Raw genomic sequence first — 12,245 nt, forward strand, 5'->3', positions numbered from 1 at the left:
CAGGCAGGGCGGCCTCAGACCAGGCCGAGCAGGCCCGCTCCCGCGCCCAGCGCCACCAGCACCAGCGGATGCACCCGCGTCTTCAGCATCAGCGCGATGGTGGCCAGGGTGACGGCGGCCCCCGTCCAGCGGTGGTCGACGCTCGCCGCCAGCACCCAGCCGGTGGAGCCCAGCAGGCCGATGGTCAATGCCGCCAGGCCGCGCCGCACCAGGCCGGGCCAGCGCGCCTGCGGCGAACGTCCGGCGAAATACTCGAAGGCCAGCGCAATCACGCTGGATGGCCCGCAGATGGCGACCATGCCGGCAATGGCGCCGGCCAGCCCGGCGATCTGCCAGCCGAACAGGGCGACGAACAGCACATTGGGGCCGGGCGAAGCCTGCGAGATCGCATACATGGCGGAGAACTGCGCGTCGCTCATCCAGCCGTGCGACTCGACCAGGAAGCGGTGCATGTCCGGGATGGTGGTGCCGGCCCCGCCGATGGACAGGAAGGACAGCAGCAGGAAATGGGCGAAGAAGCTGCCGATCACATTGTCCTGGCTCATGGCTGCGGCCCCTCTGTCCTGCCCTCGGCCCGCTCCGGGGCGTCCGCCAGTGCGGCGCGCAGCGCCCGTCCCTCGGCATGCCATTCGAGCAGCAGCCCGAGCGGCACCAGCACGGCCATCACCGGCACCAGCGGCCAGCGCAGCAGGCCGATGGCGACGAAGGCGGCGGCGCCGACCAGCAGGCCGCGCAGCGAAGGCGGCAGGCTCTGCGCCAGCTTGATGCCGGTGGCCAGCACCAGGCCCGCCGACACGGCGGTCATGCCGGCCAGCATGTGCTGTACGGCCGCCACGTCGCGATAGTGCTCGTAGAGCAGCATGGCCGACAGCACCACCACCATTGGCACCAGCACCAGCCCGGCGAAGGCCGACAACGCGCCGCGCAGGCCGGCGAAGCGCAGCCCCAGCATCAGCGCGACATTGATGACATTGGGTCCCGGCAGCACCTGGCCCATGCTCAGCAGCTCGATGAACTGGCGGTCGTCCAGCCAGCGGTTGCGCTCCACCACGGCGCGCCGCACGAAGGGCAGCACGCCGCCGAATCCGGACAAGCCCATGCGCGCGAATTCGATGAACAGGCGCCGCGGCGTGGGCGGGGGGGCGAGGTTGGGGTCGATGGGCTCTGACGGGGGCATCGGATCGAACGGTCGGGCTGAAAGAAGGAAAGACGGAAAGACGGGAACGCCGGAAAGGTGGAACGCGGGGGACCCGAAGGCGCAAGGACGGCATGCGGCGCGGCCCCCGCCACGGCCCCGTGCGCATTGTGCGCCGGCCGGCGCGGCGGCGCCTGCGCGAAAGGGACAGGTCGGGACAGGCCGGGACAGGCCGGCGCATGGCGTAAAAAAAGCCCCGCGCGCTGCGCGGGGCCGTTTCGGAGGCCATCGTTCCTGGCCATGCGGTCATACCGCCGGGGCCAGGCAGGCCACCATCATCGCGCCTCAGTTGCCGCCGGGTGCCACCGGCCGCACCGGATCGATGCGCGGCTCCTTGAGCCGGGACTCGAGCGCGCGGCCCTTGCGGGCGCGCTTGCCCACGTAGGGCAGCAGCGCCTGTCCGGCCAGCTTCTGGCTGCTCGGCTTGCCACCCCGGCCGGTGCCGGACAGCACCAGGCCCGGCGCGCCCACGGCGATCGCCTGCAACAGCGCCTCCTTGGGCTCCAGTTCCATCAGGATCACGCCGCGGCCACCGGCGGCCAGCACCTTGATCTCGTCCAGCGCCACCAGCAGCAGGCGCCCGTTGGCCGACAGGCAGGCGGCATGGGTCGCCTCGTCGCCCAGCGGAGCGGGCGGCAGCGGCACGTCGCCCTCATCCACCGTCAGGAAGGCCTTGCCACCCTTGTTGCGGCCGATCATGTCCGCCACCTTGGTCTGGAAGCCGTTGCCGCTGCGCGTGGCGATCAGCATGCGCTGCTCGGCCGCGCCGGCGAAGGTGTGGGCGATCTGCGTGCCCGGCTGCAGGTCGATCAGCGTGGTCAGCGGCACGCCGTCGCCGCGCCCGCCCGGCAGGCCGGACACGGCCACCGAATAGACGCGGCCGTTGCTGCCGAAGGCCAGCAGCGCATCGATGGTGCGGCACTCGAAGGTGCCGTACAGCGCGTCGCCCGCCTTGAAGGTGAACTGCTGCGCATCGTGGCCGTGCCCCTGGCGCGTGCGCACCCAGCCCTTCTGCGATACCACCACCGTGACCGGTTCGTCGACCACGCGCACCTCGGCGGCGGCGCGGCGCTCTTCCTGGATCAGCGTGCGGCGCGGATCCTTGTCTTCCGGGCTGTACTGCTTGGCATCGGCCTCGATCTCCTTGATGATGCGCCGGCGCATCATCGTTTCGGACTTCAGCAGGACGTCGAGGTCACCGCGCTCCTCGCGCAGGTCCTTCAGTTCCTGCTCGATGCGGATGGCCTCCAGCCGCGCCAGCTGGCGCAGCCGGATCTCGAGGATGTCCTCGGCCTGGCGCTCGGACAGGCCGAAGGCCTGCATCAGCGCCGGCTTGGGCTCATCGCTCTCGCGGATGATGCGGATCACCTCGTCGATGTTGAGCAGCACCAGCATCCGGCCTTCCAGGATGTGGATGCGGTCCTCGACCTTGCCCAGGCGGTGGCGCGTGCGCCGCGTCACGGTCTCGAAGCGGAAGGCGATCCATTCGCGCAGGATGTCGCGCAGGCCCTTCTGGCGCGGCCGCCCGTCGGTGCCGATCATGACGAGGTTGATCGGCGCGCCCGACTCCAGGCTGGTGTGGGCCAGCAGCGTCTGCGCGAATTCCTGCTGGTCGATGTTCTTGCTCTTGGGCTCGAACACCAGCCGGACCGGCGCATCCTTGCCGGATTCGTCGCGCACGGCGTCCAGCACCGCCAGCAGGGTCTGCTTGAGCTGGAGCTGCTCGGGCGTCAACGACTTCTTGCCGGCGCGCACCTTCGGATTGGTGATCTCCTCGATCTCCTCCAGCACCTTCTGCGCCGACGTCGCCGGCGGCAGCTCGGTCACCACCAGCTGCCACTGCCCGCGCGCCATCTCTTCGACGGTCCAGCGCGCGCGCACCTTCAGGCTGCCCCGACCGCTTTCATAGATCTGCGCGATATCGGCCGCCGGCGAGATGATCTGGCCGCCGCCCGGGTAGTCCGGCCCCGGCATCAGCGCCAGCAGCTCGGCCAGCGAGATGTCCGGGTTGCGGATCATCGCCACGCTGGCGTGCGCCACTTCGCGCAGGTTGTGCGGCGGGATCTCGGTGGCCATGCCGACCGCGATGCCCGAGGCGCCGTTGAGCAGCACGAAGGGCAGGCGCGCGGGCAGCAGCCGGGGCTCCTCCATCGAGCCGTCGTAGTTCGGCGCGAAATCGACCGTGCCCTGGTCGAGCTCGTCCAGCAGCAGGCGGGAGATCGGCGTCAGGCGCGCTTCGGTGTAGCGCATCGCCGCCGCGCCGTCGCCGTCGCGCGAGCCGAAGTTGCCCTGGCCGTCGATCAGCGGGTAGCGCAGCGAGAAGTCCTGCGCCAGGCGCACCAGCGCGTCATAGGCAGACTGGTCGCCGTGCGGGTGGTACTTGCCCAGCACGTCGCCCACCACGCGGGCCGACTTGACCGGCTTGGCGTCGGCGCGCAGGCCCATCTCGTGCATCGCGAAGAGGATGCGGCGCTGCACCGGCTTCTGGCCATCGGCCACCTCGGGCAGCGCACGTCCCTTGACCACGCTGATGGCGTAGTCCAGGTAGGCACGCTCGGCGTAGTGCGCCAGCGTCAGCGCGTCGGCCGGTTCGTCCGCTTGGAAGGAGATGTCTTGTTGATCCATGGATTCACAGGAAATCGGCGCGCGACGCAGTCATCCGCGCGCGCGCCGGGTTGCATGGGTGCGGGCGCCTCGCCCCGGCGCCGTTCAAGGCAATTCGTCCTGGCCGCCGATCACCATCTTGACGCGCGTCACGCCGGCGCGGCCGACACCGCCCAGCGCGCGCGGCAGCGGGCCTTCGGGCCGGTAAATGCGGTAGAACTGCAGCACCGTGCTGACGTACTGCTGCGTCTCGGGGAAGGGCGGGATCTGGTTGTTGTAGCGCTGCACGGCGCCTTCGCCGGCGTTGTAGGCCGCCAGCACCAGTTCCAGGTTATTGGGGAACATCTGCATCAGCCAGCTCAGGTAGCGCACGCCGGCCGCGATATTGGTACGCGGATCGGCCAGCTTCTGCTCGACGGTGCGCTTGGCGTCGGCCGCCACGCCGAAGCGCGCGCCGGTGTCCGGAATCACCTGCATCAGGCCGATCGCGCCTTTGGGCGACACTGCCTGCGGGTTGAAGCCGGACTCCACCGCCATCACCGCCTTGACCAGCGCCGGATCGACGTTCTGCCGCTGCGCGATCTGCCGGATCATGGGCTCGACCACGGCAATATTGGGATGGTTGATGACGTAGCGGTAAAGCTTGTGGTTCTCGATGTCGATGGCGCCGGCCGCGCCCGCACCGCCGCCCGTGCCGGCATCCCGGCCCGCGCGCGCGCCCGGGCGCGCCAGCCCCGGCGCGTTGAGCGAACCGCCGCCGCGCAGGAAGAGCTGATAGCGCGCGTCGAGCTTGCGGTCGGCGAAGTGGGCCACGCCGTCATCGTCGACATAGCCGTACAACTCGGCGTGGGCGGCGCCGGCGCAGCCGAGCCCGGCAAGCAGCAGGGCCGCGCTCACCGCCGCGCGCCCTGCCCTCGCCATCCGCCCCGTCACTCGCCGACTTGCCGCCATCTCGCCTGCCTCGTCCTCAGATGTCCGCCACCACTTCATTGCCGCGCTCTTCCAGCCAGTTGCGGCGCTGCGCGGCCTCGCCCTTGCCCATCAGCATGTTCATCACACCGACGGTCTCGGCCTGGCCGAAGCCGCCCAGCGACACCGGCAGCAGGCGGCGCGTATCCGGATTCATGGTGGTCTCCCACAATTGCTCCGCGCTCATCTCGCCCAGGCCCTTGAAGCGCGAGATCTGCCAGGCGCCGTCCTTGACGCCGTCCTTGCGCAGCTTGTCCTGGATCGCTTCGAGCTCGCCTTCGTCCAGCGCGTAGAGCTTCTGCGCCGGCTTCTTGCCGCGCGCCGGTGCGTCGACGCGATACAGCGGCGGGCGCGCCACGCACACGTTGCCGCGCTCGATCAGGCGCGGGAAATGGCGGAAGAACAGCGTCAGCAGCAGCACCTGGATGTGCGCGCCGTCGACGTCCGCGTCCGACAGGATGCAGATCTTGCCGTAGCGCAGGTTGGTCAGGTCGGGCTCGTCGTCCGGGCCGTGCGGGTCCACGCCGATCGCCACCGCGATGTCATGCACTTCATTGTTGGCGAAGAGGCGGTCGCGCTCGGTCTCCCAGGTGTTGAGCACCTTGCCGCGCAGCGGCAGGATGGCCTGGAATTCCTTGTCGCGCCCCATCTTGGCCGAGCCGCCGGCGGAATCGCCCTCGACCAGGAACAGTTCATTGCGCTCGGTGTCGGTCGATTCGCAGTCGGTCAGCTTGCCGGGCAGCACGGCCACGCCGGAGCCCTTCTTCTTCTCTACCTTCTGCGCCGCGCGCGTGCGCGCCTGCGCCTGGCGGATCACCAGCTCGGCCAGCTTCTTGCCGTACTCCACATGCTGGTTCAGCCACAGCTCCAACGCCGGGCGGCTGAAGGTGGAGACCAGGCGCACCGCGTCGCGGCTGTTCAGGCGCTCCTTGATCTGGCCCTGGAACTGCGGGTCGAGCACCTTGGCCGACAGCACGAAGGAGGCGCGCGCGAACACGTCTTCGCTCATCAGCTTGACGCCCTTGGGCTGTAGCGCGTGCATCTCGATGAAGCTCTTGACCGCCTGGAACAGCCCCTCGCGCAGCCCCGATTCATGGGTGCCGCCGGCCGGGGTCGGAATCAGGTTGACGTAGGACTCGCGCACCGGCGAGCCTTCCTCGGTCCAGGCCACCACCCACGAGGCGCCCTCGCCCTCGGCGAAGCCCTCCTCGCCGTTGTTGGCCTCGGGATCGGCGAAATGCTCGCCCTCGAACATCGGGATCACCAGTTCAGCGCCGCTGCCTTGCGCCAGCGCCTCGACCAGGTAGCCCTTGAGGCCCTGATCGTACTGCCAGGTCTGGCTCTCACCGCTCTTCTCGGTCACCAGCGTGACCTTGACGCCCGGCAACAGCACGGCCTTGCTGCGCAGCAGGCGCTGCAGTTCCGCCAGCGGGATGGCGGCGGAATCGAAGTACTTGGGATCCGGCCACACCTGCACGCGCGTACCGTTCTTCTTTTCGCCGCGCTCGAGCTTGCGCGAGGACAGAGGCGTGGTGACATCGCCGCCGGAGAAGGTCAGCGCCGAGGCCATGCCGTCGCGCCAGACGCCCACGTCCAGGCGCGTCGACAGCGCGTTGGTGACCGACACGCCCACGCCGTGCAGGCCGCCCGAGAAGGCATAGGCACCGCCCTTGCCCTTGTCGAACTTGCCGCCGGCATGCAGCCGGGTGAACACGATCTCGACCACCGGCACGCCTTCCTCGGGGTGGATGCCGACCGGAATGCCGCGGCCATCGTCCTCCACGCTGACGCTGCCGTCCTTGTGCAGGGTGACCAGGATCTCGGAGCCGAAGCCGCCCAGGGCTTCGTCGGACGCGTTGTCGATCACCTCCTGCACGATATGCAGGGGGTTATCGGTGCGCGTGTACATGCCCGGCCGCTGCTTGACCGGCTCCAGGCCCTTCAGGACCCGGATGGAGGATTCGCTGTACTGACTGGTTTTGCTCGCCATGGAGTCGCTACGAAATTGGAGTACCGGCCGGGCGGGCGCCTTGCGCACCGGGCGCGCGCCGGAACGCGTGCCACGGGCCGGGCACCGCATTGTAATGGAAGCCGCCGCGCTGTCGCCCGCACCGGCCGGTGAAAAGTGACTTGAAAAGTGACGCGCCAGCGCGTTCGGGCGCGGCAGAGTACACTCGCCCGGCGGCGGCCCCCTGCCCGGCGCTGCCCCTCCGGCCACCGCGGCCCCCAGGCCAGGTGCCGGTGGCACCACAGCGGAGGCGGACGCGGAAGAAAGCCCGGGACGAAACACGGGCCTGGAACAAGACAAGAACAACGAGAACAACGAGACAACTCCCAGCACAAGAAGAGCCAGACATGCAGAATCGACAACTTTCCCTGGGCACCGTACTGGTCTGCGGCGGCCTGCTCGTCACGCTCTCGATGGGCATCCGCCACGGTTTCGGCCTGTTCAACCTGCCCATCACCCAGACGCACGGCTGGAGCCGCGAGGCCTTCGCCTTCGCCCTGGCCCTGCAGAACCTGATGTGGGGCGCCAGCCAGCCCTTCGCGGGCGCGCTGGCCGACCGCTTCGGCGCGTTGCGCGTGATGCTGGTGGGCGTGGCGCTGTACGTGGCGGGGCTGCTGGTGATGGCCCTGTCGACTTCCGGCACCGCCTTCGCCTCGGGCGCCGGCGTACTGATCGGGCTGGCCCAGTCCGGCACCACCTACAGCGTCGTGTACGGCGTGATCGGCCGCGTGGCCAGCGCCGAGAAGCGCGTCTGGGCCATGGGCATCGCCGCCGCGGCCGGCTCCTTCGGCCAGTTCCTGATGATCCCGGTCGAGCAGACCCTGATTTCCACCATCGGCTGGCAGCATGCGCTCTTCGTGCTGGCCGCGCTGGCCTGCCTGATGCTGCCGCTGGCCTTCACGCTGCGCGAGCCCGACATGGCCGGCGCGCGCTCCGGCGCGCAGCAGACCATCGGCCAGGCCATCCGCGAGGCCTTCGGCAACCGCAACTACCAGTTGCTGACGCTGGGCTACTTCGTGTGCGGCTTCCAGGTCGTGTTCATCGGCGTGCACCTGGCGCCCTACCTGAAGGACCGCGGCCTGGGCGACCCCAAGATCGCCACCGTCGCGCTGGCCTTGATCGGGCTGTTCAACGTGTTCGGCACCTACGGCGCCGGCTCGCTCGGGCAGCGCATGCCCAAGCGCTACCTGCTGGCCTTCATCTACCTGACGCGCTCGCTGGTGATCAGTGCCTACCTGCTGCTGCCGCTATCGGTCGCCAGCACCTGGGTGTTCGCCGCGCTGATGGGCGCCCTGTGGCTGTCCACCGTGCCGCTGACCAACGGCATCATCGCGCAGGTGTTCGGCGTGCAGTACCTGTCCATGCTGTCGGGCGTGGTGTTCTTCTCGCACCAGATCGGCAGCTTCCTCGGCGCCTGGCTGGGCGGCTACCTCTACGACCGCACCGGCAGCTACGACACGGTCTGGATGCTGGCGATCGGGCTGGGCGTGCTGGCCGCCCTGGTCAACCTGCCGATCCGCGAGCACGCGGTGGCGCGCCCGCAGCCGGTGGCGGCATGACGGCGGCCTCGGCGGCCTCGGTATCGGCGCGCCGGCGCCTGCTGCAGGGCGCCGGCCTCGGCGCGCTGGCGGCGGTGGCGGCGCTCGCCTTCCTCGCCTACCTGCGGCCAGCCTTCATGGTGGACCTGTCCAATATGGTGCTGGCCTGGTGCGGATAGCCGCCCGCTGCAGGGGGAACGGCGCTCGCTATGCTCACTGGCTCTCGCCGCGGTGCTTCGCCTCCAGCACTTCCCAGCGCTCGAGCGCCTCCAACAGCTCCATCTCGATCTCGTCGTGGCGGGTGGCCAGCTGTGCCGCGTCGGCCGGGTCGCTGACATAGAGCGAGCCGTCCGCCAGGCGCGCCGAGATGGTCTTCTGCTCCGTTTCCAGGGCAGCGATGCGCTCCGGCAGGCCGTCCAGTTCACGCTGTTCCTTGTAGGAAAGCTTGACGGTGCGGTTGGCGCCGCGCGCCTCGCGCCCTTCGCGCGCCTTGGATGCTTCGGCGACGGCCTCGCCGCCGCGCGCCTGCTGGGCCTGCTCGGCCTGGATCCGGGCCGCGCGCGCCGACTGCTGTTCCCAGTCGGCATAGCCGCCCACGTATTCGCGCCAGCGGCCGTCGCCCTCGGCGGCGATGGTGGAGGTCACCACATTGTCGAGGAAGGCGCGGTCGTGGGAGACCAGGAAGACAGTGCCGGCGTATTCCTGCAGCAGTTCCTCCAGCAGTTCCAGCGTATCGATGTCGAGGTCGTTGGTCGGCTCGTCCAGCACCAGCACATTGGCCGGGCGCGCGAACAGGCGCGCCAGCAGCAGGCGGTTGCGCTCGCCCCCGGACAACGACTTGACCGGCGAGCGCGCGCGCTCGGGGGCGAACAGGAAGTCGCCCAGGTAGCTCATCACGTGCTTGCGCTGGCCGTTGATCTCGACCCAGTCGCTGCCCGGACTGATGGTATCGGCCAGCGAACGCTCCATGTCGAGCTGGCCGCGCATCTGGTCGAAGTAGGCGACCTGCAGGTTGCTGCCGTTGCGCACGGTGCCACTGTCGGGCGGCAGCTCGCCCAGGATCAGGCGCAGCAGCGTGGTCTTGCCGGCGCCATTGGGGCCGATCAGGCCGACCTTGTCGCCGCGCATGATGGTGGCGGAAAACTCGCGCACCACGGTGCGCCCGCCGAAGGCCTTGCTGACGTCGACCAGCTCGGCCACGATCTTGCCCGAGCGCTCGCCCTGCGCCACCTCCAGCTTGACGTTGCCCTGGGCCTCGCGGCGCGCCGCGCGCTCGCTGCGCATCGCCACCAGCCGCTGGATGCGCGACACGCTGCGGGTGCGGCGTGCTTCCACGCCCTTGCGTATCCACACCTCTTCCTGCGCCAGCAGCTTGTCGAACTTGGCCTGCTCGACCTGCTCGGCCGCCAGCAGCTCGGCCTTGCGCGCCTGGTAGGCGGCGAAGTTGCCGGGGAAGGACAGCAGGCGGCCACGGTCCAGCTCGACGATACGCGTGGCCACGCGGTCGAGGAAGGCGCGGTCGTGGGTGATCAGCAGCACGCTGCCGCGGAAGGCCAGCAGCAGGTCTTCCAGCCAGCGGATGGCAGCCACGTCGAGGTGGTTGGTCGGCTCGTCCAGCAGCAGGATGTCCGGCTCGGCCACCAGCGCCTGCGCCAGCGCCACCCGCTTCTGCGTGCCGCCAGAGAGGCCTTCGACGGCCGCCTTGGGATCCAGGCCGAGCTGCGCCAGGGTGGTCTCGACGCGGGTGCGCAACTGCCAGGCGCCGGCGGCATCCAGTTCCGACTGCAGGCGATGCAACTCGGCCAGCGCCGCCGCCTCGTCCGGCCCGCCATGCCCCTCGGCCACCGCTTCGGCCGCCACCTCGTAGCGCAGCAGCAGGTCGTGGGCGGCGCCCATGCCCTGCGAGACCGCGTCGAACACGGTCAGGCCGGGCTCGAACTGAGGCTCCTGCGGCACATAGGCCGACGTCACGCCATTCTGCCGGGAGATCAGGCCGTCGTCCGGCGCGGCGAGGCCGGCCACGATCTTCAGCAGGGACGACTTGCCGGTGCCGTTGCGGCCGATCAGGCCGACGCGCTCGCCGGCCTCCAGCGAAAAATCGGTGTGATCGAGCAATGCCACATGCCCGAAGGCGAGCTGGGCATCGGTAATGGAGAACAGGGCCATCGAAACGTCAGAGAGAATCCGGATCGGCGCGCCTGCCCCGTCCGTCGCGGGGCCTGCACGGTGCAGGCCGCATTGTAGTCGACGCCGGCAGCGCCGCGCCCCACCGCGCCCCGCGGGTGCCGCCCGCCGGCGCCAGGCAAAAAAAATGGGCCCACGCCGGGGGCCCAAGAGTCTCTCCTCGGTGCCATGCTCGCAAGGCACAAGTCGAGCATAGCAAGCCCCCCTGCCCCCCTCCAGTCGGAAAAGTCCGTAAGGGAAAGCCCCGTCAGCCACCCGAACCGTTCGCGCGTCGGCCGACTTGCCGGGGCCGGCGGCGGATGCCGCAGCGGCCGCCACCGCCCGCGGGGCGCCGCTGGAGCCGCTTCGCAAGTCGTGCGAAGATGGCGGACCCTTCGCTTGCGCCGCCGGCGCCGGCCCTGCCGCCGGCACGCCCTGATCCGATGCCCCCTCGCCCCCTCCGCTTCGCCGACCTGTCCGTTTCCGCGCTGGTCGCGGGGCTGGTCGCCATGCTGACCGGCTATACCAGCTCGCTGGTGCTGATGGTCCAGGCCGGCCAGGCCGCCCACCTGTCCGCCGCGCAGATCGCCTCTTGGATCTGGGCGCTGTCGATCGGCATGGGCGTGACCACCATCGGCCTGTCGCTGCTGACGCGCGTACCCATCGTCATCGCCTGGTCGACGCCGGGCGCTGCGCTGCTGATCGCCAGCCTGCCCGGCGTGCCCTATGCCGAGGCGATCGGCGCCTTCGTGGTCGCGGCGCTGCTGATGGCCGCCGCCGGCCTGACCGGCTGGTTCGACCGGCTGATGCGTGCGTTGCCTGCCAGCATCGCCTCGGCCCTGCTGGCAGGCATCCTGTTCCGCATCAGCGTCGATGTGTTCGTCCAGGCGCAGCAGCAGACGGCACTGTTGCTGGCGATGTTCGCCGCCTACCTGCTGGGCCGGCGCTGGTGGCCGCGCTATGCCGTGCCCGGCGTGCTGCTGGTGGGCGTGGCGCTGGCCGGCGCGCTCGGCCAGCTGCATTTCGAGGGCTTCCGCTTCGCCGTGGCGCAGCCGGTCTGGACCACGCCGGCATTCTCGCTGCAGGCCTGCATCAGCATCGCCATCCCGCTCTTCATCGTCGCCCTCGCCTCGCAGAACATCCCGGGCCTGGCCGTCCTGCGCGCCGACGGCTACCAGGTGAAGGCCTCGCCGCTGATCACCGTGACCGGCCTGGCTTCGGCCTTGCTGGCCCCGTTCGGCTCCCACGGCATCAACCTGGCCGCCATCACCGCCGCCATCTGTACCGGCGTCCAGGCCGACCCCGACCGCGAGCGGCGTTATACGGCCGCGGTGGTGTGCGGCTTCGGCTACCTGGTGGCGGGTGTGCTGGCGGCCAGCATCGCGGCGCTGTTCGCCGCCTTCCCCAAGGCGCTGGTGGTGGCGCTGGCCGCCTTCGCCCTGCTCGGTTCGATCGCCAATGGGCTGACGGTAGCCATGCAGTCGGCGCAGGAGCGGGAGCCGGCCTTGCTGACCTTCATGATCACGGCTTCCGGTATGACGCTGGCGGGCATCGGCTCGGCGTTCTGGGGCGTGGTGGGCGGCATGCTGGCGCTGCTGGTGCTGCGCCAGCGAGAGCCGGGCTGAGCCGGCTCCGGCGCGGCGGCGCCGATCCCGCCGATCGAGTGCCCCTTGGGCGTCTGGGGCAGCACATGCCGCAGCGCGCGGTCGCGACGCTGCGCGAACCACCGGTAACGAAGGTTTCCACACCAAGGTGGGGAAGGCGATAG

General features: G+C 70.1%; 9 protein-coding genes. 3 read left to right on the forward strand and 6 right to left on the reverse strand.

The genetic code is table 11. From position 1 onward, the window contains the following. Positions 1 to 14: 14 nt before the first annotated feature. The 5 genes from BKK81_RS15105 to BKK81_RS15125 form a co-directional block, all read right to left on the reverse strand. On the reverse strand, positions 15 to 545 hold the full coding sequence (locus tag BKK81_RS15105) for a chromate transporter (RefSeq protein WP_071014480.1): 531 nt from the start codon (positions 543 to 545) through the stop codon (positions 15 to 17). Further along, complete coding sequence (locus tag BKK81_RS15110) at positions 542 to 1,177, reverse strand: chromate transporter (RefSeq protein ID WP_071014483.1); 636 nt, start codon at positions 1,175 to 1,177, stop codon at positions 542 to 544. Before BKK81_RS15110 ends, BKK81_RS15105 begins: the two co-directional genes overlap by 4 nt. 303 nt (positions 1,178 to 1,480) lie before the next feature. Continuing rightward, on the reverse strand, positions 1,481 to 3,820 hold the full coding sequence (gene parC / locus BKK81_RS15115; protein WP_071014485.1) for a DNA topoisomerase IV subunit A: 2,340 nt from the start codon (positions 3,818 to 3,820) through the stop codon (positions 1,481 to 1,483). An 84-nt stretch (positions 3,821 to 3,904) separates the two neighbouring features. Continuing rightward, the gene (locus BKK81_RS15120) at positions 3,905 to 4,720 is read right to left on the reverse strand and encodes a lytic transglycosylase domain-containing protein (RefSeq protein WP_071014488.1); all 816 of its coding nucleotides are present in this window, start codon (positions 4,718 to 4,720) and stop codon (positions 3,905 to 3,907) included. A 46-nt stretch (positions 4,721 to 4,766) separates the two neighbouring features. Next, positions 4,767 to 6,758 (reverse strand): DNA topoisomerase IV subunit B, encoded by a 1,992-nt coding sequence (locus tag BKK81_RS15125; protein ID WP_071014489.1) that lies wholly within the window; start codon positions 6,756 to 6,758, stop codon positions 4,767 to 4,769. A gap of 365 nt (positions 6,759 to 7,123) precedes the next feature. Here BKK81_RS15125 and BKK81_RS15130 point away from each other — a divergent pair, with 365 nt between their 5' ends. Together BKK81_RS15130 and BKK81_RS36050 are read left to right on the forward strand one after the other, a co-directional pair. Continuing rightward, positions 7,124 to 8,335: an MFS transporter gene (locus tag BKK81_RS15130; protein WP_071014492.1), complete on the forward strand. Its 1,212-nt coding sequence runs from the start codon at positions 7,124 to 7,126 to the stop codon at positions 8,333 to 8,335. Beyond that, a complete protein-coding gene (locus tag BKK81_RS36050; RefSeq protein ID WP_197523930.1) occupies positions 8,332 to 8,493 on the forward strand; it encodes a hypothetical protein in 162 nt (53 codons plus the stop codon). The genes BKK81_RS15130 and BKK81_RS36050 overlap by 4 nt, the downstream gene beginning before the upstream one ends. A gap of 34 nt (positions 8,494 to 8,527) precedes the next feature. Here the strand turns inward: BKK81_RS36050 and BKK81_RS15135 are convergent, their stop codons facing one another. Next, the gene (locus BKK81_RS15135; RefSeq protein ID WP_071014494.1) at positions 8,528 to 10,480 is read right to left on the reverse strand and encodes an ATP-binding cassette domain-containing protein; all 1,953 of its coding nucleotides are present in this window, start codon (positions 10,478 to 10,480) and stop codon (positions 8,528 to 8,530) included. Positions 10,481 to 10,920: 440 nt separating this feature from the next. Here BKK81_RS15135 and BKK81_RS15140 point away from each other — a divergent pair, with 440 nt between their 5' ends. Then, positions 10,921 to 12,102 (forward strand): benzoate/H(+) symporter BenE family transporter, encoded by a 1,182-nt coding sequence (locus BKK81_RS15140; protein ID WP_071016514.1) that lies wholly within the window; start codon positions 10,921 to 10,923, stop codon positions 12,100 to 12,102. The last annotated feature ends 143 nt before the right edge of the window (positions 12,103 to 12,245 follow it).

Origin of the sequence: Cupriavidus sp. USMAHM13 (assembly GCF_001854285.1) — a bacterium.
Lineage (GTDB): Bacteria > Pseudomonadota > Gammaproteobacteria > Burkholderiales > Burkholderiaceae > Cupriavidus > Cupriavidus malaysiensis.